The following is a 22,422-nucleotide window of genomic DNA, read 5'->3' on the forward strand; positions in this document are numbered from 1 at the left end:
CTGGTTCACTAACCGTGGGCGAGCAAATCGTGATATATTGTCAGTATGGTTTGTGCGCGCGCATCGGGACAGAACTTTGGCATCAGGCTGGGTTTTGTGTTTTTCTTTACGCGTTCAAAAGCGCTCCTGTCATCCAACAATCGTCGCAGAGCCCGCTCCAGCTCTGTGACCGATCCCGCTTCAACCAACCACCCGTTCACGTCATGCTCAATGATTTCCGAGACTCCGCCAACCTTTGTTGCGAGCACCGGCTTACCCAGCACCATCGCCTCTAAAACCACGTTTGGCAAGCCTTCACTCAACGAAGGCAGAACCACCAGATCGACAGACGCGTAATAATCACCGACAAGTTGCTGATAACCGCAAAATATGATGTGATTTTCAAGGCCTTTGTCCAGAACAATATTATGCAATCTCTCGCGCTCCTGACCTTCCCCAACCAGCAGCAATCGGATCCCCGGATATTGTTCAGTCAACCTTGACAAGGCATATAGTATGTTTTCGTGGCCCTTCTCTGGACTGAAACGCCCAAATACTCCAATCACAAAATCATCATTCGAAAGGCGGTATCGTTCACGAACGTCATGCCTAACCGATGAGAATGGAATCTCTTTTTCGTCAACAGCATTGAGAACCAGCTGCAGTTTCCTGTTCTTGCTTCGTTGACTTTCGAGCGTGGAATAAAGTGACGGTGAAACAGCGACCGCATAATCCGGAAACTTGAGCAACCACCGCTCAAGGAGATTGTATGCGCGGATCTTCAGGTTTTCCCTGGTCCACCCATGTGCCATGGCAAGCCATTTGCACCCGGTAAGGCGGGAAATGAACAAGGCGATGACATGGCCTTTGTAGCCGTGACTTTGAATGATGTTGTACCCTCCTTCACGGAACATTCTCAATGCCCTTGCGAGCGTAAGGGGGTTGAACCGATGCCTTTCCTCGATCAACTCGACTCTGTGGCCGCGATTGCGAGCAATCTCGACAAATTCAAACCGATCACTATCGCCCTGCGTGAAATTGACGATCACATAATCGATGTCTCCACGAACCCTTTCGAGATATTGCAGCAAACCCTTGCCTGGCCCACCAAGCTTGACCGAGTCGATAACAATAAAAACGCGCGGCTTGCGACTGCTCATATACCAGACCGAATGATTTTCGCCGGATTTCCGGCGACAACACAATTTTCTGGGACAGAGCTTGTAACGATGGAGCCAGCCGCCACGACCGAATTTCTGCCGATGGTTACACCCTTCAATATTGTGCAGTTGACACCGATCCAGACATTGTCTTCAATAACTATGGAATCATTTCCTGTTTTTTCGGGCGGCATGCCTAGCAAACGGGCTTGAGGATCGACCGGGTGCCCGTCATATGAAAGTATATTGACAAGATTGGAAATGAGAACATTATCTCCAATGATGACCTTTTCACCAATGCTGATCGTTACCTGATACCCCAAATGTGTATTATTTCCAACCTTGAATACAGGCTTCTCGTACAAGCACCCGGCCACAATTGTCAATGCCGCATGCAAGGTAACGTTATCCCCGATCTCCATCTCCACAAGACTATCAACCTGCGGCATTCCACCGTAAATCTTGAGATTGTTTCCGCACCGAGAACAGTACGTCTTGAAAACAGGTACATAATATAAAAACTCGAGCACCCCCCCCCAAAGCGCATGCCTGGCCATTCGCTCATGCCGTAACATGGCATGCATAGGCCTTATGACGGGGGAGTTCAATCTTTGCAACTTTTTCAGAAATTGGTAAGTTAATTGCCAAAGATACGTCTCCCTTTGCCTCAATTTTTTTTTGATATGTTGCAACATGGTTATTCCCGCTACCTCTTTGTTGGCTCCCATGTAACGACGGATTTTCCCGCAAGGCTATTGTAAAGAGCATGAAGCGCAGCAACGTTTGCAAGAACAAAGTAATATAGAGAGTTGAGGTAACGGTTGTTTATTTTTGACCAACCAAGGTACTTCGATATTGAAAGGACAAGAAATAACACCTCAATTACGAAAACACCTTTAAACAGCCAATTGTTTTCTTCGAATCCCAAAATCGCGGTAGTTACAACAATACCGATGAGAAAAACCCCACCCAACCACCGTAACAGTTTGTGGCTAACCAGGGCAAAAGCAAAAAGGCCATACTTGAGCGGATTCATTAATCCCTTCATCTCCCACAACGTATCATATCCTCCGATTATGGTTCTGACTTTTCGGACATATTCATTTGCTGGATTGGGCTGTGTCTTGACATAGCAGATCGAGTCTGCATCAGACAGAGAAAGCAGCCCTCTCTGTCTGGCGAACAACGGTGTAAACATGTCCCTTGTCAACTGTGCGGGAATATTCTTGGCCAACTCCCGCTTGCACGCATAACCACTTCCGCTGGCACCGACCAAAATACCAAGATCTGACTCCAGTTTCCTGAGCAGCATCTCATAACGAACATAGAGCCCCTCCTGCCCCGTCAACGTTGGATCATCCCCGTAGATCTTGTCTACTGTACTTACACAACCCACATACGGGTGAGCCAGGCACCTCCTCAAATTGTTCAAGACATTTTTTTCAAAAATTGTCGACGCATCGGTAAACAACACGATATCGGTTTCAATCCGGTCAAGAGCCATGTTTTCAGCTCGAGTTTTCCCAACCCTGCCACCGGTTTTGATCAAGTAAACTTGATCGTGATGATAGCGCTCGACGATTTCTTCTGTCTCATCGGTTGACCCATCGGACACGACATAAATGGAGCAGTCTTGATCGAATCCATTTTGAGACAACAAGTTATCAAGTTTTTTTCCAATATAATCTTCGCCGTTGTATACGCTAATCACGACTGCCACTGAAGGCAAACGATCTGCATCTGAAGAATCGGCTTCGACTGATTTTGATCGACTTAAATGCCACAAAACAACAGGATATACAGTATATGGGTAAATCAAACACAAGCATAACACAAACAAGATCAACATCAGGTCTTAATCCTTTTGGATGCATGAACGTAACATTCTGAGGCCAGAGAAAGATATCGACTTCCATTGTGCGATTTCATCGGGATAAAAAAATCTCATCTTGAATATCAATAAAAAATACAATACAACGACCATCACCTTGGCAAAAAGATCAACCGCAATGCTTCCACTGTCAATTTGTCTACCAAACGCCATAATAACCAGCAACACGAGAAACAGCTTTGCAAGCGGGTATATATCCCAGCGCATCCCGGTCAGTCGGTGACTCCAATACCCACCCAACACGGCAAGCATTGCGAATGCAATCACAGTACCAATCGCTGCGCCATAAATACCTACTATCATCGAAAGTGGTATGGTGACAACAACAGAAAAAACAGCACTGACAAGAACCATCAGCCCAACTATTCGGGTTCTTTTTTCAGCATACAAAGGCGTATACAAGACCCGAGAGGCACCATTAAACACGTACGCCAGAAGTATTATCGGAACGACATTTGCTGCCAAATGATATGCTGGCGGCGTCAAGATGGAAATCACCTCATAGACAAATACCCCAATAAACATGGCCATTGTTGCAACAAAAAAAGAAAACCATCTAAGTGTGTTATTCAGAATCTCGGCCCGATTTTCCTGGCGGTATGCCTCAAACATCTTGGCCCCCCACACCAGGTTAAATGGATATATCATTAGTGTGTTCAGAAGTATTCCAAATTTATATGCCAGAGAATATATTCCGACCTGAGCGACACTGGTTGTCTCCTTCAAAATATACCGATCGGCATTGTGCATTATGAACATGCCCAAAAGCGCCGGAACCAACGGTAAACTGTACCTGAACATGTCTTTGGCGATTGGTACGTGGAAATAAATCCCCGTGGCCGAAAGAGTCGAAATGGTGACATAGACGAATACCGCCCCACTCGCAATTGCTCCAGCAAGAATTACACCCAAGACTGACATTTCAGCAAAAGCAACAAAATACACAGTCAAAGAAACCTGAACCACGAGCTGGATCAGCGTTATAGAGACATATCGCATGCTCCTGTCTTTTATACGAAGATAAACCAGCCCTATCTCATTAATGATTGAAAACATTGCTGATAGGAACATATATTGGAACAACAACGCATAGCTGCCGTTCTGAAAAATGATTTGCGAGACCGCCCCTCCCTGAAATGACAACCCTCCCATGATGGCGGAAGCCATCACGATAGAGATAATCAATGCTGTGCTGACTACACCATTCTTCTCCCTCTCATCACTCTTCTCGTCATAGAATTTCGCAACAGCACTAACTAACTGAAAACCGACAAGTAGCGATGCAACATCCACAGACAAGCTAACAAGCTCAAGAACCCCATATTCCACAGGTTTCAAATAGTGCGAATAGAATGGGATCATGGCAAATCCGATAATCTTCGATAATATGATCCCAACCCAGTATATGACCGACTGGGTAAATATTCGCTTTAATGAAAATTCGCCACCACCCATTATTCAACAAACCCAGTACAGGCGATGGAAATAGATCTTTTTTGAAGCATCTTGATAAAGTCATCGAGAGTGCGCGATGTAATACGACTGGTATCGTGAAAGAGAAATATATCACCGCCATCAACACTCACATTATTCATCTTTTTCAACTGAATCTCGTCACTATCTGATTTATAATCCTTGATATCTTTGCTCCACATGACTACCTTGTATCCCTTGAGCCACAAAATCATCAACTTCAACAACGAAATCCGTCCATAGGGTGGCCGGTAAATCTTCACCATTTCGCCGCAAAGATCTCTGAATATAAGCTCTGACATGTTCAGATCATTGACAAATTCTCGAATCGTCATGCTGGTCATATCTTTGTGATGGTATCCATGCATGCCAATCATATGCCCACGCATCAGAATACTTTCTGCGAGGGAAAACTCTTTCTTGATGTTCTTTCCGACAAGAAAAAATATGGCCTTAACATTATTGGAATCAAGAACATTGAGTATTCTTTCGGTATACCTGGATGGACCATCGTCAAACGTCAAACAGATTTCACTGTCATCAGCATTGACGTTTTTCCATATGATATATCTGCGGCTCAATAGCCGGTTTAGAATAAAAATCAATTTTTGTTTAATTAGATGCATTCTTCTCGTTCCGATACCGGTATGAAATTATGTAAAAACCATTTATCAAAGCCAATAGCGCGTAGAGCACTGGCGAATAAGATTGAGAAAGAAAAAAGCTGGACAGAAAAAAACCCACCAGAGAAGCTTTGAACGACAGAGAAAAGTAGGTAATGCGATTCATAAGCGTAACATCACGGGTTCTGGTCATATCACGCAAATCTGTTAGATATCCGAACGCGAACTTGAACAGCAAAAGGTACAGAATCAAACCCAATAGGCCCAACTCTGCACCAATCAAAAGCAGGGAGTTGTGTACCGTTTGATAGAACCCCCCCATCAACATGCCTTGTGCTGCCGGATAGGCACCAATACCAACACCATAAGGCCTGCTCACAATGATTTCGAGCCCTTGTTTCCACAATGTAATTCTCCCTCGCGGGGACGATACATTGTAATCCTGCTCCGGGTTAAAAATTGACTCAACTCTCTCCCAGTAATTTGGCGGCGAAAACATCAGAACCAGCACAGAGACGACAAGAATGACAAACACTTTTGACAACCGAAAGCGAACCTGCAATTGGCCTTCCTTGTCAGGCATCCTGGAAAACAGTACATATGCAACAACTCCCACCATTCCAATAAACCCGCCTCTTGAACCCGTCAAAACGATGGCAAATATCATCAACAGGCTAATCCCGACGAAAAATGCTCTCTTTATTCCTTTAACCGACAGAGCCTTGACCATTGCCAGCGGCAAAATAGTCGTAATTACAAGCGCAAGATCATTTGGATCATACATGTTACTTACGGATACCCGGTCCTCTCCCTTGACCTGGAGCGCAGATATGGATAACAAAACAGCGATAGCCACCAGCACATTGATAAAGTAGCTCACATCTTCAAGTCGCCGGCAACAAACGTAAATAAAATACACTATAAAAAAAAGCGTCAGCACGGTTCCTTTGATTTCATGAATGCTCTGGGTTTTCCACACAGAGACAAAAACACTTGCCAACGCCAATAGCAATAGCATCCACAACAAACTGATAATCCCACTCTTTGGCGCAACGTATTTACTATCCCTCCCGCCAACCAGAACGCCCGCCAGGGCCAACAACAAGCTTATCTTACCAAAAGGAAGGCTCTGGAATTGTGATATCAGCTCATGGACACGCCCCACCGTAACAAACAGATAAAATGCGACAAGATGATTCCTTATCGGAATACTCATCTTCAAATCAGATACGGTGACACGAGCCGGATAACAGAATCCTGGACATGTTTCGTCACGTATTCGTGTACAGGCAATGTATAGAGATGCCTTGCAATCCACTCGCTGTTAGAAAAACCGTCCCGGATATTCACACAGCACCCTCGCACTTCATCCAGATTTGAAATGTCTTTCGGATACATCCTTGCAACACCATATTGTTTCAGGCTCTGTTCTGTGGCTTCATCGATTTTTCCTCCATCAAGGTAAATCGGGTATCGCGCCGGGAAAAATCGTTTTGGCACAACCAGTTGTGTTTTTCCTTTAAAATGGTTGTTATAGACGGATGCGCGTTTCTGCCTGTGTTTTTTTATCTCAAACAATTTTTCCTCCATGAGATATAAAAGATTTTTCTGAGATCGCGACATTTTTTCCAAAGTGATTTCTTTCGGAAATATGCTAACCCCCAACTTTAACATCTTGATATGCGCCGGGATCCAGTACAGACGCGGATATAGAAATAGATCGTTCAAAACCGCTTTGATCGCCAGTTTTACAGACGGAATTTTTCCAACAAGAGGCAGATTGCTATATTTAGCATGAATAATATTTTTTATTCTTGAATCGGAAACCCCGAGAACACCTCCCCCCTCGGCGTTTAATGGTTTTCCTCGACCTAGACTGAACACATAGGAATCCGCCTTGTATTTGTCCTCGTCACAAAAATATGATTGCGCTGAATCAACGATTATATAAGATCGCCCAGACTTATTACTTGCAACCAGATCAATTAAACACCTTTGTATCGGTAATGCAAAAAAACTTGTAAAAACAACGGCAAGTGTTTTTCTTCCCATGGCCATGTGCAATTTCTCGGGAAGATAATTCAAGTTGGATATATCGATATCAACCAACCGTATTTTCAGACCTGCTGCTTTTACTGCAGCCGCAACGGAATAACATGTGTATGCAGGAATTATCACCTCATCCTTGTGTTTACAGGTCTCATGCATGGCACTCAAAGACAACAGAAGCGCACTTTTCCCTGAGCCAAGCAAAAAGTGTTCGATCTCATTCCTACTGAAAACGGGGACGTCCTTCTCCTCTATAACAAACAGGGATTTGGCAATGTTAAAATATCCATGGCGCATCCCTACTGGCGAATAGGCTGCAGGCATTTTAAGGTCAGGAATTCCAGAACCACTATGGCAAGTGTTTGACAATATGCGGCCCAATAATGTTGGCCAAGGGCAATGGCAATTTTTTCCAGGCATCAATCAATAATCTGTATTTTTTGTTATTAGGGTTCAACATGGGAATATCTCCGCCATCCTGTAACCAATAGTGCCAATAGAGTTGTTTTTCTTCCGCACCCCACTGCTTTTTGAAGCGATAGGTCCCGCTATCTTTCGATGAACGTCCAAAATCGAATCTGGAACAATCGCGTTCAATCGCAAACTCAAGAACTGAAGAATACATGAACATATTGACTCCATAGCGATTAAATTCTTTAACCGTTGACGCCCAGGGGATTTCCATCGTTTTGCGGAATTGAACAAGGAAACCGGCGGCCACGGGCGTGTTGCGAATGTATACATTGACCAAAAATGAATTATCAGGGAATTTGTTCAGTATCTCTGAAAAGAACGTAATAGGATAGACTGGCGTACCCAAGTCACGCATGTTTCTTGAAAATACCTTATAGAAATCGGACAGCAAATCTATTCCGCCGATCTCACAATACGCCCCTTCTCGGACGGGTCTCTTGATTTGTGCGCGAATTTTGGTACCAAATCCTTTTCTCAGCTGTGATACCGAGTCGGGCAAATCCAACAACATCGCAACTTTGTCTGTTCTGACAGGCATAGTGCTTGACCTGATCCTGGTATCTCGAAATTCTATGTGAGTTGACGAGTTCGTATTCTCAATATCATTTATTGCCTGTCCGATCAGCAACTGTTCAATTTCCGCACTATCGGCAACCGCACTTCCATAATTGAAATACGGCATCGAGACACAGTAGTCGCCAAACAGGCGACTTTTCATGTGAATCAAAGGCAGCACCCCGCATATGTCTCCCTTTTTGTTCATGGCGAGATAATAAAAATAATTCTTACCAAACACATTCTTGGCAATATCACACCAGTCGGGGAGATGATATATTGAGGCAGCAGGTAAATTCTGAATGTATCTTCGAATTTGACAAGAAATTCCGTTCGAAATTTCGGTCAACTTTTTGACCTCAATATCCCTGTTCATCGTCATGTCTGCCTCGCGAGATCGTCCATAGAGATATCCTGCAGACTGGCACAACGTGTCAGGACCTTTTCCATTGTTGTAAATTCGATTTTGTCTAAAAGCTTTTCAAATCGCGACAAGCAAACGCTCAGATTATTGTAGTGTCGAAATCGTGAGAGAAAATCTGCATTGACTCGCGGTTGATCAGGATCGAGTTCCCAAGGGTGAATATAAAATACATAAGCATGATTTTGTTTGATCTGCTTGCATATTAATTTCTCAGTGAGAAAGTATGGGTACAACCTGAAATAACCTCCACCGGAGATAGGCAGCGTCATCCCCAAAATCCTTGTGGTCGAAAGCGGGAATTCTTTAAGAAATTGTCCATCCTGTATTTTGATTTGGTAAGGTTGCCTGGGACTGTGAGAAATCCCGTATCTATCATGAATTACAGGAAATATACTCGAATCATATTCAAACCCCAATTCATGCAATATTTCCAGCGCCCACAGCGATCGCCGCGTGATCGAATAACTTGCCGCGCGATAGCCTTTAACCGGTTTCCCGATTAGATCTTCAAGCAATTCTTTTGCATATTTTGTCTCTTCATAAAACTCATTTTTGCTTTGATTATATATAAGCTGATGACTATACCCATGACTGGCGATCTCATGCCCCTGCAAATCTATCTCTTTAACAAGGCCAGGATGTTTTTCCGCAACCCATCCCAATACAAAGAATGTTCCCTTTACGCCCTTTTCTGAAAGCAGAGCCAATATTTTATGTGTATTATTCTCCACACGTGATTCGAATGTTTCCCAGTCGACTCGACTGATGGTTTTGCTGAAAGCAGAAACATGAAAAAAGTCTTCCACATCTATAGTCAAGGCGTTTGTATGCATTTTACTTTTTATTTTCCGGATTCGCTAAATCGATATCGAGAGGCAACTCATCAATCATGGTCGGAATTGTCTGATTCCTTGAAGTGCGTTTTTTTCGCGACATCGAGAAATCGCGAACTTTTGCTTTTCTTCTCTTGAAGGTTACCCACTGCAATTCCCGAATCGCTTCCCTCAGTATATCCATGGTGACGGATTGTTCGTTTTCGGCATATGCAATAACAAGCGCGGTATCGCACAATATATTTATAAGCCTGGGAATGCCGCCGGTATAGCGATAAATCAATGGCATCAATTCTGAAGGGATAATCTTCTGATTCGGAAGACCGGCAATCTCTAGACGTGCGCCTATATAATCTGCAGTTTCCTGTTCAGACAATGCACGAAGGTGAAACCGTAATCGAATTCGTTGTGCTAATTGCTCAAGCTCAGCCGAGTCTAAAAGTTTTTTTAGTTCAGGCTGCCCAACAAGGATGATATTCAACAATCGTTCATAATTTTCTTCAAGTTCTGACAATAGCCGGATCTCTTCCAATGCCTTTACGCCGAGATTTTGCGCTTCATCTATAACCAGGATCACCTTTCTCCTATGTCGATGATATTCCAAAAGCACAGTGGTCAATGACTTGAGAAGGTGGACCTTGTCAGCACCCGGATCACTGACATGCAACTCGCTCAATACAGTTTTGATAAGTTGACTTTCTGTCAGAAGTGTTTGATGAATCTTGCAAACGACGATATTTTCATCCAGGTCCTTAAGAACCGAATTCAGTATAGTGGTCTTTCCAGAACCAATCTCGCCAGTAATAACAACAAAACCATCTCGATTCCAAATGGCAAAATCAAGATATGTCTTTGCCTTTGCGTGCTTGTTACTCAGATATAAAAAGCCAGGATCAGGGACCAGCCTGAACGGCTCCATTCTCAAACCAAAATGTCTCTGATACATGGTTGTTAGCCGTCTCGAAAGAATTTAATATCTGAGTAGTCAGCACGAAGATGTTGCAAGAGAAACCGGGAACTCACAAACCGCAATACTCGAAACATGCCAGGATTAGCCTGCAAAGAGTCCTGACGCAACAAAACAGGAAACAGCAATTTTAAAGCCATCGACCTTTGAAGCACTGATAATCAATGCCTCAGATATGCTAAATTCAGATAAACAACATTTTCTTCATAACCGTCTCTTTGGTTTTCAACATTCCTTGAATTATTGGAATAATTGAGATTTAAAAAGATATTACGCCTTATTCGATAACCAAGGCCGAGCGTAATATATCTGTCAGTGTTTATGATATCCTGGTTAAAATAATTTGCTCTGACGAAATGCCCCCGGAGAGTCATATTGACTCGTCGTGTTAGATCTTTTGTTGCGCTTGCATAGACAGCACCAAGTTTCCTGTCCAGATAATCGTCTCTCCCCATGTAATCTTGTAGCCCACCAGACATTTCCAACTCATACCTCAAATAATCTCCATTCCATCGGTATCTCAGGTAGCTATAATCTTCTCGAAATACGTAGCCACTGATGGCCGACGAGAAACGCCGAATACCTTCATTATAAGCGCGACTTTCCAGAAAATTTCTGCTTGTATCAGTAAACCATGAATGAATCTCGAACTCGACATCAGAGTGACGATTTATCTCATATGACAACCTAAGCAACCCCATATAATCCTGGAAATCTGTCTGCTGCTGTGGAGATATGCGAGTAAACCCTAACTGTATTACAGATGACGCTCGCCCCCCTCTTCTATTGTATATGTAATAAACATCATCTCTTTTGTAGTTTTCGTTAACAAAAGTATTCTCATAACGAATCGCTGCGGCATCAATACTTATGCCGTGTGAAGTAACAGGTCCAGTATTATTTTCGAGCCTAATTCGCATACCAATACGGTCATTGTCCGTATCGGTGTTCGAATAGTAAAAATTCGCATAGCGAACTGAGACAGTTATTGTTTTTGCATGCCCGAGATTGAGACGCATATCGGGACCAGTAAAAAAGACATTTGTATCCTGAAGACCGAAAGGTGTTGGAACCGCCAGTTGATCCACTAAAGTCTGAGTTAGAAAATTCTCGAAACTCCAATCGAACGTTCCCGGTCTAACCCTGAACAAAAGCGAACCGTCGAGCATGGTAAAAGTCTGATCAGTAAATCGATCACCTTGATAATCGCGGAAGATGATACTTGGCCGCAGATTGAGTGAGTATCTTCTTGCCTGGTGATTAAGCGTTCCGGATATATCATATACGGTGGTAACCTGTTGAATATTATTTTCTTCTACTCGTGTAATGTTGTCACTCCATTCGACCCCGACCCTCGCGTCAAATGAGATATTTAACGCCACACCCTGCCCAAGACACATACACCACAACAGAATCCCATAACTGATTTTTTTACCAATGTCATTTTTCATATTGGCAAATCCGGGATATTGTTTATCGTGATTCCCAGCAATTTGTTCCCATCAATAATCTGACACGCATCCGCAATCTCATCGACAGAACATCCACCATATGGGACAACCAGGATTGCCGCATCAACATTATTCGCAATTTGTTTCAAATCAGCGACATTTTCGGCTGATGGCCCGTCAATAATAACGATCCGATCATCATATCTCGATTGAATCTCTGAAAAGAAATGATGCAATCTGTTTGATGTAAAATAATCGGTGAACGATGTATCTGGCAATCCAGACGGAATGATGCGCAACCACCGAATTCCACTTCGATAGATAATTTCATCTATCGGCGCACTGCCAGTGAGAAACTCGACCAAACCTTTTTTTTTCTCACTTTCTATCAACGTTTCATAAGCTGGAGGATGATATATATCGCAACTCACTATTAAAGCAGTCTTGTCATATTCGAGCGATATTGAAGAAGCCAGATTAATCGCTGTATAGCTCGCACCACCACCCTGACGGAGAGAAAACACAAGGAGAGAAACATTCGTTTTCTGCAGTTTTTGCAAAACAGTCGTCCGTAGTGCACGAAATTCATTTAATATAATGCTCTTTTCAGTATCTCCGTGTATTATCTTCAACTCATGCAGAATTTCCGCTGGGACTGTAGTCTCTTCCTTATATAAAGACAAACCACCCGTATGCCCCTGACTATCAGGAAACATCCGTGAAGAAAGTTCGTGAGCCGCAACCAACGGCCTTTTCCTTGCTTTCTCCAGTGCTTTTTCCAACTTGCTCTTCATTTACTTTTGTTATCCATTCTGAATCCGATTAAATGAGACAACCGCTATTGCGATGAATACACCTGTCATGATCATGACCAGGAAAATATTGGCAATCATGTTACGGCGTTTTTCCTGATAAGTTGTGAAGTGGACAAATTCACCCATCACTTCGACGTCGGTAAGACCCTTCAAATCTGCCGGTGACAGCACTTTTGGCATTATTTGTTGTAATCCGAAGAGAATTCCAATCGGGATTGCAAGCCCGAGAAACACTCCACCCACAACAAAATGAAGATATCGTGGACCAGTCGGAGTATGTGGATAAAATGCCGGCTCACTAATACTGATCGACATACCCTCATGTTGAAGATCAAGATTCATGGAAACCCGAGCGTTTTCTCTTCTTCTCAATAAATCCTGATATACTTCCTGATTGACATTGTAATCACGAGTCAATGCACTTAATGTTGCTTCGGCCTCTGCAATACGTTTTGCCCGCTCTATCTCTTTCTGCAACAAACGTTGTGTTTCATTCATCCTGACCTTCAGCATTGCAATCTGTGTTTTTGTATCATACAAATCGCCCTGCAATTGTTGATAAATCGGATTCGCTCTTATACTTTCATCGATATAAGTATGGCCACTTTTCTCTGCCGCACTCTTTTCCAAAATTCGTCTTTGCTTCTCTTTTTGGAGCAATTCCCGGAGCTCCGCGATTTGCGTTTTTAATTGAATAATATCCGGGTATGTCTCATGGTAACTCAACAATAGAGTGTCCAGACGTGACTGTAGCTGCCCAATTCTTGCCCGAATTTGTTCGACACGTGAGATACCTGCTGCCGTTTCGGTTTCACCAGACAGTTGTGATTCAAGAGTTGATCTTCTGATCTCTGCCTCAAGAAGCTGTTGTTTTAACTCTTCCAAGCGTGTCCTGTATTGTGAGATATTGCGGTTGACATCTTGCACTGCGCCTTCCTGAAAATCAGTGTTGTTCCTGCGGAAGTTCTTTAGTGCCTCTTCCGAGGTCTTCAATTTTGCTTCGTAGATTTTCACTTGTTTGTCGATAAAGTCAAAAGCGCCTTTGCTTTCTTTTGATTTTTCGACCAACGTCCCCTTGATAAACAAGTCTGCATATCCTTTTGTAAGGATATACGCTCTTTGTGGATCCGAATCCTGATAACTGATTCGGATTAAATTTTGGCCGACTGTTGTTATCGTTGTTCGTTTCTTGATCTCATCCATCAGCCTTTCTTGCTCTGACGGAGAAAGATCAAGCTTATCCCATCCACCAATCTTCAGGATTTGCATCAGGATCTGCCTTCCATACAACAACTCACGCGCGATCCTGCCTCGGTCAACAACATCAGTTTGAACGGCCGTTCCCTGCATCAGCGGCCCTAGAATGTTCTCTTCTTCAATATAAATCGTTGTGTATGAAGAAAATTTCTTAGGCCAGTTGTAGCCTGCATATAACGCAACAGCATTGACACTCACAAACATAATTACGACAAACAGTTTATGTGTTAATGTAATTTGAAGTATCTGCCTAATAATGATTGAAAGATTTCCCTGCATGGCGATTAAAATAACCTTTCTGGAACTGTTATAATGTCACCCGGTTGCAAATCATAATTTGTATTCAGTTTTCCATCCTCAAGAATCGCGTCGAGGTCAATTTTCAAGACATGCGTTTTTCCGTTGCGTTTACGGTAAAGTTTCGCTAAAGAAGTTGCTGCATATTCATTCACGCCACCAGCAGCCAGGATGGCGTCTATAACCGTCATTCCTTGGCGATAAGGTAAAGATACCGGTGAATTAACAGCGCCAGTGACCCTAATCCGGGACAAATATTCGTGACTTCGTAACTCTGTCAGAATAACGGTGACATTCGGATTCCGAATGTACCCAGACAAACGGACACGAATATCATCAGCAACTTGTTTTGGCGTTCGTCCTCCGGCTTGGACATCACCGATCAACGGCATAGAGATTTTCCCATCGGGCCGCACAGGCATTTCTACACTAAGCTCTTCGTTGCCCCATACGTTAATTTGAACCAGGTCATCGACACCAAGATGATAGTCAGATATTGGTGCTGGCTCGAAAATGTCGATATCCTCTGAGCGGTCAACCGGGGTTTCCGATGTGGCACAGGCCGACAGAATGAGCGAAAGGGCAAGGTAGTGGATTGGTATCAGTAATCTTTTCATGGCAGTTGGGCGCTCTCGAACACGTGGCTTGGACAGGGTCATACCGTAAATACCTATTTGGTTATAGGACGGTGTTTTACCTGTTCGTTGAGTCGATTATATGCTTCTCATCCCAAGGTAAATATATGATTTAAGTTTATCTTTTTCCGTATTATTTTTGTGTCTTTGAGGTTGACTTTTGAGATGCAGATCAAGGTCGGGTCGGATCTGGCACGATACGAAACCGATTTGATGATAGAGAGGTGAAATACCTATGGATTATCTATCGCTATGGTAATACCCGAATATTTATTGCTTGCCGCTTCTGCTCTATTTTGGTTATCGAATATCAGACGGAGCGCCTGGCTCAGAAGCCCTCGATACGTGCTTGCAATGCTCGTAACGTAAACTGCGAATCAATACCGATACGCTTGACATTGTACTGATCGATATTTTTGTTTACTCCTCCATAGGCAGACAGACACCCAACGAACCCACATTCCTTTACAAAATGCCTGATATCCTCAGTGATATCCTCTTTTTTTCCAAATGGGTAGGCAAAAATCACTTTGTCGACAGCAAGTTCTCTCTTTATTGTATTCAGAGATTCTCTGATTTCTTCTTTGACTTTCCGCTTGTTATCTTTTGCACAATTGATATGTGTTACAGTATGCGCCCCGATAACAAACCCATGTTTTTTCATTTCAACAAGGTGTTCCCATGTCATGTTTTTTAGAAAATAGCCTAATTTTTTCTTGTCATGCTTAAAACCTTTTTCTGAACCAATCAATCCGGTTGTCACAAAAAATGCTGCCGGAATACGGTGTTTCAGCAAAATAGGTACTGCATTTTCATAATTATCGAGATAACCATCATCAAATGTTATAGCAACGATTGGCCTAGGAGCAGAAAGGTTAACATTCCCCGAAATAACATCTTCGATTGAAACTGTTGTATAGCGTTCCTTTATCATCTCCATTTGTTTATCAAACTGTTCTATCCCCACCGTCAAAGAATCTCGCATGTCGTCATTAACTCGGTGATACAATAATACTGAAATGTGCTGACTGTTAGTGAGAGAAGCCCATTTACAACGTAATGCTTTGTATGGGAATAGGTACAATTGGAAAAACAACTCTTTTCCATAATGACGTAGAAGAGAGTAATTTTTTTTGTGTCCTATCCGTTTATAAAGCAAACTCAGTTGCTTTAGAGTAGGCCTTGTATAGGTTTTACCTTCACCTTCCTGGGATCGATTACTTACGCGCCCTGTCATGATCAATCTGATGGCATCGACGGTCATTTGCACACCGATCTCGTCGAGCCGAACAACCATGCCACCAGGAGTTGAAAAACGGGACACAGGAACTGTTGTCGAGAGAACAATCTCTCCTTGGTCAAGCTTTTCATTTACCATATGAATGGTACAACCTACTTCCTTTTCACCATTCCACAACTCCCAGAATGCCGGAGGCATACCTCGGTATTGTGGCAATTTGCCTTTATGCAGGTTAATCGTTCCCTGTTTTGGAATCTGGAATAAATGAGAACGCAATATCGGAGCCGCCAAAGAAACCCCGAGATCCGGTTCAAATTCCTTGACACTTTCGATTGTTGCAGGTGAATGAATATCACAAACTTTTGAATATCTGATATTGGGCCGCGAGAAAATACTCTCAAATGTATAACGATTTCCTGGCAGATTATTCGAATCACTTGATGCTCGTTTTTTCTTTCTATTCCATCGACTTGGAAGTTTCCCAACCTGATAACCAATCCACCACAGCCGGTTTTTTTGCAAGTGCTTGTATTGCACTTGCAATTTTCTTGCAAACCCCACATGTTTTTCTTCGTGCACCACCATTATCTCTATCCCTGGAAAACAGTCCGAGATCTCGGAAATCCCCTTACGGACAGAATAGGTCAATTCTCCTGTAAATATGACTGTTCTCCACACGACAATCTTGATCCTTTTAGTTGTTAACGCGCACCTTTCCCGAACAAGACGACCTCGACAGTTTGCAACAGGATCATGAAATCTAGCGACAAGCTGTAGTTTTTAACATAGAACAAATCATATTGAAGCTTTTCAAAAGCGTCCTTCTCGGAGGAACCATACGGGTAGCTAATTTGAGCCCAACCCGTTATGCCGGGCTTGACTCGATGCCTTTCTGAATAATATGGAAGCTTTTCACCAAGCGATACCACAAATTCTGGCCGTTCTGGTCTAGGACCAACAAAGCTCATATCACCCCTGAACACATTAAATATCTGAGGAAGTTCATCTATTCGCAATTTTCGGATAATTTTTCCGATACGCGTAACCCTAGCATCCCCTTCTTTTGCCCATTGCGGCCGTCCTCCTTTTTCCGCATCCACGCGCATGCTGCGAAATTTAAGCACATAAAAGGGTTTTCCGTTCTGCCCAATCCTTATTTGCCGGTATAACAGTGGCGCTTTCAACCCTTCTTCTGCTTTGATGGCTATCACAGTCATCAACATAATTGGCCATGTAATCAACAACATTATTCCACTGACAACAACATCAAAGCCTCGTTTCAAATAGCTTTGCAAATTACTTTTACGAAATCCATCGTTTTGCAAAAACCAACCCGGACACACCTCGTCAAGAACGATTTTTCTGCTTTCACGTTCAAAAAATGACACCGTATCAATGATATTGACGCCATTCATCTTGCAGTCGAGTAACTCGTGAACAGGATACTCCTTTCTGCGATCATTAATCGCAACAACGATCTCATCAATATGATTGTTTTTCACATAATCAATAAGCGGCTTATTAAGCTTTATAATAAGTTTTTTGTCGATCTCGTCTTTCTCGCCACGCATATGCACAAACCCAACCAACTTAAAACCAACCTGATCGCTGCGACGTCGCATGCGTGTAAGCGGTATTGCTCTTTTTCCCGCCCCCAGCACAAGCGTTCTACGTTTAAAAATGTCCGGGTTGATTCGATAAATAATGAAACGTAATAAGGAGATCGTTGCAAACGATATCCCCATACTGATGAGCAAAACACCTCGCCCCAAAAACGCTATGGGAAATATGTAAAAAATGAATGACAAAAACAGCATACCCATGAGATACGCGACAACGATGCGGTAAAATATCCCTTGCACCCCTTCGCGCAACTGCACCTGGTAAAGCCCCATGGAAAACATGCTAAGCACAATCACCACGGAATAAACCACTGCGTTGGGCCAGACTGCACCAAACCCTGTTTGTAACGCCTCGATATTTCCTTCAAATCGAATTGCCGCCGCCAGATAGACAGATGCAATCAGTATCGTCATCTCAACCCCAAGGAGAATGAGATATGGCGTTTTTATTGATTTGGCAATCATTTTTACGATGGGCTTGTTTCAAGTTAAAAATGCAACAATGATCAAAAACGGACCACAAAACGTCCAAGAGCACGATTCAGGCATGACGAAAACGGTCACGTGATTGACAGGAGGCCGACCACGATTGAACACCCCACTCCGAGCGGCGACTTGAACGACCTAAACCCGGTGTGCAATATCGAGCCAACACGACAATCCAAGTAATTCAATTTACCATCGAGACAGGCACTGACGAATAGCGATTTCGGCATACCCGTCCAGATACACCACAAGAAATATTCTCTGTCTTAGAGTTGTCAGGCGCGAGTTTCATGTGGAAGCAGAGTGAGCTGCACAAACGCCTTCCATCGCGGCTTGCGCCGCTCCTACACCCGCAGGCGAAAACCTGTAAGTTGTATTCCGGCCACAGGCTAATAATAAAGTATGAATCTTCTGACAACGAATCCACTTGCCACCCAGGCTCTATAACCATTTATCTAGCCCAAATATGCAGTACTTGACAGAGAATCCATGTCTTATACTGCGCCTTCAAAACAAAGACACAGACCTGACAACATATGCTAGATATCAACGACGCCAAATTGGCGATCATCGGCCTTGGTTACGTGGGATTACCCCTGGCCGTCGAATTTGGAAAATACTATCCAACCGTTGGATTCGACATCAGCAAACAGCGCATCAATGAGCTTGTCGACGGCCAGGATGTCACTCTTGAAGTCAGCACCCAAGAGCTTCAGGAGTCTGTTCATTTATCCTACACAGACAATGTTGAGGACATTAGGGATGCGAACGTGTATATCGTCACCGTCCCCACACCGATTGATCGATACAAAAGACCCGAACTCTCACCTTTAAAACGAGCCAGCGAGATTGTGGGGAAAGTCATCGACAAGGGAAACGTCGTGATTTTTGAATCCACTGTTTTTCCTGGTGCTACGGAAGAAGTCTGCGCACCCATCATTGAGTCAATCTCCGGGCTTAAATATAATCAGGATTTTTACCTTGGATATAGTCCAGAGCGAATAAATCCAGGAGATAAAACCCACCGAGTTACCAGCATCAAAAAAGTTACAGCAGGGTCAACACCGGAAATTGCCAAATATGTTGACGATCTTTATCGATCAATCATCACTGCCGGCACGCACCTTGCCAGCAGCATCAAGGTCGCTGAAGCCGCCAAGGTCATCGAAAACACACAGCGAGATCTCAATATTGCCCTGGTCAATGAACTTGCCCTGATCTTTGACAAGCTGGGTATTGATACACTCGAAGTACTGGAAGCTGCCGGAACAAAGTGGAATTTCCTGCCCTTCCGCCCTGGGCTGGTCGGGGGTCACTGTATCGGTGTCGATCCCTACTATCTGACACACAAGGCACAGGAAATCGGATACCATCCCGAGGTGATACTGGCCGGACGACGGATCAATGACAACATGGGTGCGTTTGTTGCCGATTCGGTTATCAAACTCATGACGCGCAAGCGTATACCGGTCGTTGATGCCAATATTCTTGTCATGGGATTGACTTTCAAGGAAAACTGCCCGGATCTACGCAACTCCCGCGTAATCGATATCATCCGAGAATTTGAGACATATCATGCCAATGTGGATGTATATGATCCTTGGGTGAATCCGTCAGATGCCCAAAGTGAATATGGAATCGACATCCTTGATACGCCTGAATCCGGGACGTATGACGCGATCATTTTGGCCGTCGCGCACAAGGAATTTGTCGATATGGGGGATGAGAAAATCCGCGCTTTTGGCAAGGACAAATGTGTTATCTACGATGTAAAATATGTGCTACCCAAGGATCGCGTCGATGGTCGGCTGTAAGCACCGAAACCATACCATCAATTAAAAAGGGGTTTTTGGCGCACTGCTTCCCGCTTAGGTTGAGGAATCAAATCATGTCAGCATATTCAGAACGGCTCGAACACCTTCAGACACACCGCTATCGCTGGCTCGTGACCGGTGTCGCAGGCTTTATCGGCTCCAACCTTCTGGAAACGCTTCTTGGCCACGGGCAAGAAGTCGTGGGCCTGGACAATTTTGAAACTGGACACAGACACAACCTCGACGAGGTCAAGCGCAACGTTCCCGAAGCCTGGCAGGACGCATTCACCTTCATTGAAGGGGATATTCGTGATTTGGATACTTGCCGAAAAGCCTGCAAGGACATCGATTTTGTCCTGCATCAGGCGGCTATCGGCTCCGTGCCCCGGTCCATCGAAGATCCCATTACCACAAATCAGGCGAACATCGATGGCTTTCTGAACATGCTTGTCGCCGCAAGGGATGCGGGCGTGCGCCGTTTTGTCTACGCCGCATCCAGTTCCACCTACGGCGACTCCCCCGGCTTGCCAAAGGTTGAGGACAAAATCGGTAACCCACTCAGCCCCTATGCGGTTACAAAGTATGTTAACGAACTGTATGCAAATGTCTTTTCCCGGGCTTATGGGTTTGACAGCATAGGATTACGTTATTTCAACATTTTCGGTAAACGCCAGGACCCGGAGGGCGCCTATGCCGCGGTCATTCCGAAATGGGTTGCGAGCATTCTCGAGGGGAAAGAAGTCCATATCTACGGCGATGGTGAAACCAGCCGAGACTTCTGTTTCATCGATAATGCCGTTCAAGCCAATATTCTGTCTGCCATGACCGAGAATCCGGATTCCCTCAATCAGGTTTACAATGTCGCTGTAAATGCGCAGACATCATTGAATGAACTCTTCGACATGATTCAGTCCCGGATCCGGAGCAGAAATCCCGGAATCCCCGAGCGTCGCCCGAAGTACTTGGATTTTCGGGCGGGCGACGTCCGGCATTCCCGAGCCGATATCGGCAAGGCAAAGCGTCTTCTCGGTTACGAACCCACTCACACCATTGACCAGGGGCTGGACGAAGCCATTGATTGGTATATTGAGAACCTCCGCTCCACCCAAGCTCTGTCACCGGTTGCCTGACTCCCCAATAACCGGCTGTTAAATTTCTGGTTTGAGAACAAGGCCTCTCAATACGACTATTTCAAATCGGCAGACGCCGTGGCGATTCGGAAAATTGCATCTTCAGAAACGCCATCTGATCGCCCAGGATGCGGCGATTCTTCAGTAGCAGGTATTCGGCCAGGTTGGGGATGTAGGGTACGGCCAGCAGGGGCATTCCGGCTTCGTCGGGGGTGCGGTTGCCCTTGCGGGCGTTGCAGCGGCGGCAGGCGGTGACCACGTTGCTCCAGCAGTCGATACCGCCCCGGGACAGGGGCACGACGTGATCCCGGGTCAGTTCCTTTGCCCGGTGGGGTTTTCCGCAATACAGACACAGGAGCTGATCCCGCAGGAACAGTTCGGTGTTGTTGAGCGGTGGCACCAGGGACAACTGGCGGCGGAACTCGCCGCGGACGGCGATGATCGAGTTGATTTCCAGGCGGCTGCGTTCCCCATCGCGCCGGCGGATGCCGCCGGTGAGGGAAAAGCTGTGCTCCCCTGCCGTCCAGGCCACCCGTTCCCGGGCATAGAGGCAGGCCGCTTCCTGCCAGTCGATCCACTTGACCGGTTGGCCGGTGATATCGAGGCGCAGGATGAGCGGAATGGACATGGGGCTTCCTCAGGCGGTTCTCATGATCCGGTCGCCTCCAGTATCCGCCGAACCGGTCCGAAACTGCGCCGGTGCACGGGACTGACGCCGTGTTCGGCCAGGGCTTGGAGGTGCGCCCGGGTGGGATAGCCCTTGTGCCGGGCAAACTGGTACTGGGGGTAACGGGCATCGAGTGTGAGCATCTCCTGATCCCGGGTCACCTTGGCCAGGATGGAGGCGGCGCTGATGGCCGGCACCCGGGCATCCCCCTTGACGATGGCTTCGGCGGGGCATTCCAGCTCGGGACAGCGATTGCCGTCGATGAGGGCCAGCGCGGGTCGCTCCGTGAGGCCGTCCACCGCCCTGCGCATGGCCAGCAGGGAAGCCTGGAGAATGTTGAGCCGATCGATTTCGTCTACCTCGGCACGGCCGATGGCCCAGGCGATGGCCACCCGCCGGATTTCCGCGGCGAGCGCTTCGCGCCGCGATTCGCTCAGCTGTTTGGAATCGGCCAGGCCGTCGAGCCCGTGCCCTTCGGGGAGGATGACGGCGGCGGCGATCACCGGCCCGGCCAGGGGCCCTCTCCCTGCCTCGTCCACGCCTGCCGTACCGTTTCCGCCGACCACCCTGCCTCCCGTTG

Annotated in this window: 20 protein-coding genes; 2 read left to right on the forward strand and 18 right to left on the reverse strand. The window is 45.2% G+C overall.

Going from position 1 to position 22,422, the window contains the following annotated elements:
* Window positions 1–8: 8 nt before the first annotated feature.
* From ACZ5BH_RS13790 to ACZ5BH_RS13865, 16 genes are all read right to left on the reverse strand, one after another.
* A complete protein-coding gene (locus ACZ5BH_RS13790) occupies window positions 9–1,139 on the reverse strand; it encodes a glycosyltransferase (RefSeq protein ID WP_464889839.1) in 1,131 nt (376 codons plus the stop codon).
* Window positions 1,136–1,834 carry an acyltransferase gene (locus ACZ5BH_RS13795; RefSeq protein ID WP_464889840.1) on the reverse strand — a complete coding sequence of 233 codons (699 nt, stop codon included), beginning with the start codon at window positions 1,832–1,834 and terminating at the stop codon, window positions 1,136–1,138. The genes ACZ5BH_RS13790 and ACZ5BH_RS13795 overlap by 4 nt, the downstream gene beginning before the upstream one ends.
* 11 nt (window positions 1,835–1,845) lie before the next feature.
* On the reverse strand, window positions 1,846–2,988 hold the full coding sequence (locus ACZ5BH_RS13800; RefSeq protein ID WP_464889841.1) for a glycosyltransferase: 1,143 nt from the start codon (window positions 2,986–2,988) through the stop codon (window positions 1,846–1,848).
* A 6-nt stretch (window positions 2,989–2,994) separates the two neighbouring features.
* Window positions 2,995–4,392, reverse strand: coding sequence for a lipopolysaccharide biosynthesis protein (locus ACZ5BH_RS13805; protein ID WP_464889842.1), 1,398 nt, complete (start codon window positions 4,390–4,392; stop codon window positions 2,995–2,997).
* Between the two features lie 92 nt (window positions 4,393–4,484).
* Window positions 4,485–5,129 carry a polysaccharide deacetylase family protein gene (locus ACZ5BH_RS13810; protein WP_464889843.1) on the reverse strand — a complete coding sequence of 215 codons (645 nt, stop codon included), beginning with the start codon at window positions 5,127–5,129 and terminating at the stop codon, window positions 4,485–4,487.
* A complete protein-coding gene (locus ACZ5BH_RS13815; RefSeq protein WP_464889844.1) occupies window positions 5,116–6,342 on the reverse strand; it encodes an O-antigen ligase family protein in 1,227 nt (408 codons plus the stop codon). Before ACZ5BH_RS13815 ends, ACZ5BH_RS13810 begins: the two co-directional genes overlap by 14 nt.
* A 2-nt stretch (window positions 6,343–6,344) precedes the next feature.
* Entirely contained in the window at window positions 6,345–7,499 is a 1,155-nt protein-coding gene (locus ACZ5BH_RS13820; RefSeq protein ID WP_464889845.1) for a DegT/DnrJ/EryC1/StrS family aminotransferase, read from the reverse strand.
* A gap of 25 nt (window positions 7,500–7,524) precedes the next feature.
* Window positions 7,525–8,586 carry a FemAB family XrtA/PEP-CTERM system-associated protein gene (locus ACZ5BH_RS13825; protein WP_464889846.1) on the reverse strand — a complete coding sequence of 354 codons (1,062 nt, stop codon included), beginning with the start codon at window positions 8,584–8,586 and terminating at the stop codon, window positions 7,525–7,527.
* Window positions 8,583–9,461, reverse strand: coding sequence for an XrtA system polysaccharide deacetylase (locus ACZ5BH_RS13830; protein WP_464889847.1), 879 nt, complete (start codon window positions 9,459–9,461; stop codon window positions 8,583–8,585). Before ACZ5BH_RS13830 ends, ACZ5BH_RS13825 begins: the two co-directional genes overlap by 4 nt.
* 1 nt (window position 9,462) lies before the next feature.
* On the reverse strand, window positions 9,463–10,407 hold the full coding sequence (locus ACZ5BH_RS13835) for an ExeA family protein (protein WP_464889848.1): 945 nt from the start codon (window positions 10,405–10,407) through the stop codon (window positions 9,463–9,465).
* A 182-nt stretch (window positions 10,408–10,589) separates the two neighbouring features.
* Window positions 10,590–11,879: a hypothetical protein gene (locus tag ACZ5BH_RS13840; RefSeq protein WP_464889849.1), complete on the reverse strand. Its 1,290-nt coding sequence runs from the start codon at window positions 11,877–11,879 to the stop codon at window positions 10,590–10,592.
* The gene (locus tag ACZ5BH_RS13845) at window positions 11,876–12,673 is read right to left on the reverse strand and encodes a tyrosine-protein kinase family protein (RefSeq protein WP_464889850.1); all 798 of its coding nucleotides are present in this window, start codon (window positions 12,671–12,673) and stop codon (window positions 11,876–11,878) included. Before ACZ5BH_RS13845 ends, ACZ5BH_RS13840 begins: the two co-directional genes overlap by 4 nt.
* Before the next feature lie 9 nt (window positions 12,674–12,682).
* Complete coding sequence (locus tag ACZ5BH_RS13850) at window positions 12,683–14,230, reverse strand: XrtA system polysaccharide chain length determinant (protein ID WP_464889851.1); 1,548 nt, start codon at window positions 14,228–14,230, stop codon at window positions 12,683–12,685.
* Window positions 14,231–14,235: 5 nt separating this feature from the next.
* Window positions 14,236–14,907 (reverse strand): XrtA/PEP-CTERM system exopolysaccharide export protein, encoded by a 672-nt coding sequence (locus ACZ5BH_RS13855; protein ID WP_464889852.1) that lies wholly within the window; start codon window positions 14,905–14,907, stop codon window positions 14,236–14,238.
* A 304-nt stretch (window positions 14,908–15,211) separates the two neighbouring features.
* Window positions 15,212–16,801 (reverse strand): polysaccharide deacetylase family protein, encoded by a 1,590-nt coding sequence (locus ACZ5BH_RS13860; RefSeq protein WP_464889853.1) that lies wholly within the window; start codon window positions 16,799–16,801, stop codon window positions 15,212–15,214.
* 23 nt (window positions 16,802–16,824) lie between these two features.
* Window positions 16,825–18,159, reverse strand: a complete 1,335-nt coding sequence (locus ACZ5BH_RS13865; protein WP_464889854.1) for a TIGR03013 family XrtA/PEP-CTERM system glycosyltransferase — start codon at window positions 18,157–18,159, stop codon at window positions 16,825–16,827.
* Between the two features lie 608 nt (window positions 18,160–18,767).
* Between ACZ5BH_RS13865 and tviB the strand changes: the two genes are divergently transcribed.
* Together tviB and ACZ5BH_RS13875 are read left to right on the forward strand one after the other, a co-directional pair.
* Complete coding sequence (gene tviB / locus ACZ5BH_RS13870; RefSeq protein WP_464889855.1) at window positions 18,768–20,045, forward strand: Vi polysaccharide biosynthesis UDP-N-acetylglucosamine C-6 dehydrogenase TviB; 1,278 nt, start codon at window positions 18,768–18,770, stop codon at window positions 20,043–20,045.
* Between the two features lie 74 nt (window positions 20,046–20,119).
* The gene (locus ACZ5BH_RS13875) at window positions 20,120–21,175 is read left to right on the forward strand and encodes an SDR family oxidoreductase (protein ID WP_464889856.1); all 1,056 of its coding nucleotides are present in this window, start codon (window positions 20,120–20,122) and stop codon (window positions 21,173–21,175) included.
* Between the two features lie 61 nt (window positions 21,176–21,236).
* Here ACZ5BH_RS13875 and ACZ5BH_RS13880 read toward each other — a convergent pair whose 3' ends face one another.
* Entirely contained in the window at window positions 21,237–21,803 is a 567-nt protein-coding gene (locus ACZ5BH_RS13880) for an HNH endonuclease (RefSeq protein ID WP_464889857.1), read from the reverse strand.
* Window positions 21,804–21,823: 20 nt separating this feature from the next.
* Complete coding sequence (gene rnhB / locus ACZ5BH_RS13885; protein ID WP_464889858.1) at window positions 21,824–22,381, reverse strand: ribonuclease HII; 558 nt, start codon at window positions 22,379–22,381, stop codon at window positions 21,824–21,826.
* Between the last annotated feature and the right edge of the window lie 41 nt (window positions 22,382–22,422).

This window comes from Thioprofundum lithotrophicum (genome assembly GCF_055387065.1).

Bases quoted from the DNA above. Each gene is read 5' to 3' on its own strand.
- ACZ5BH_RS13840 (WP_464889849.1), bottom strand. From the start codon at position 11,879: ATGAAAAATGACATTGGTAAAAAAATCAGTTATGGGATTCTGTTGTGG.
- ACZ5BH_RS13795 (WP_464889840.1), bottom strand. From the start codon at position 1,834: ATGTTGCAACATATCAAAAAAAAATTGAGGCAAAGGGAGACGTATCTT.
- tviB (WP_464889855.1), top strand. From the start codon at position 18,768: ATGCTAGATATCAACGACGCCAAATTGGCGATCATCGGCCTTGGTTAC.
- ACZ5BH_RS13880 (WP_464889857.1), bottom strand. From the start codon at position 21,803: ATGTCCATTCCGCTCATCCTGCGCCTCGATATCACCGGCCAACCGGTC.
- ACZ5BH_RS13875 (WP_464889856.1), top strand. From the start codon at position 20,120: ATGTCAGCATATTCAGAACGGCTCGAACACCTTCAGACACACCGCTAT.
- ACZ5BH_RS13790 (WP_464889839.1), bottom strand. From the start codon at position 1,139: ATGAGCAGTCGCAAGCCGCGCGTTTTTATTGTTATCGACTCGGTCAAG.
- ACZ5BH_RS13810 (WP_464889843.1), bottom strand. From the start codon at position 5,129: ATGCATCTAATTAAACAAAAATTGATTTTTATTCTAAACCGGCTATTG.
- ACZ5BH_RS13835 (WP_464889848.1), bottom strand. From the start codon at position 10,407: ATGTATCAGAGACATTTTGGTTTGAGAATGGAGCCGTTCAGGCTGGTC.
- ACZ5BH_RS13805 (WP_464889842.1), bottom strand. From the start codon at position 4,392: ATGATCCCATTCTATTCGCACTATTTGAAACCTGTGGAATATGGGGTT.
- ACZ5BH_RS13855 (WP_464889852.1), bottom strand. From the start codon at position 14,907: ATGACCCTGTCCAAGCCACGTGTTCGAGAGCGCCCAACTGCCATGAAA.
- ACZ5BH_RS13850 (WP_464889851.1), bottom strand. From the start codon at position 14,230: ATGCAGGGAAATCTTTCAATCATTATTAGGCAGATACTTCAAATTACA.
- ACZ5BH_RS13825 (WP_464889846.1), bottom strand. From the start codon at position 8,586: ATGACGATGAACAGGGATATTGAGGTCAAAAAGTTGACCGAAATTTCG.
- ACZ5BH_RS13830 (WP_464889847.1), bottom strand. From the start codon at position 9,461: ATGCATACAAACGCCTTGACTATAGATGTGGAAGACTTTTTTCATGTT.
- ACZ5BH_RS13815 (WP_464889844.1), bottom strand. From the start codon at position 6,342: ATGAGTATTCCGATAAGGAATCATCTTGTCGCATTTTATCTGTTTGTT.
- ACZ5BH_RS13820 (WP_464889845.1), bottom strand. From the start codon at position 7,499: ATGCCTGCAGCCTATTCGCCAGTAGGGATGCGCCATGGATATTTTAAC.
- ACZ5BH_RS13800 (WP_464889841.1), bottom strand. From the start codon at position 2,988: ATGTTGATCTTGTTTGTGTTATGCTTGTGTTTGATTTACCCATATACT.
- ACZ5BH_RS13865 (WP_464889854.1), bottom strand. From the start codon at position 18,159: ATGACGATACTGATTGCATCTGTCTATCTGGCGGCGGCAATTCGATTT.
- ACZ5BH_RS13845 (WP_464889850.1), bottom strand. From the start codon at position 12,673: ATGAAGAGCAAGTTGGAAAAAGCACTGGAGAAAGCAAGGAAAAGGCCG.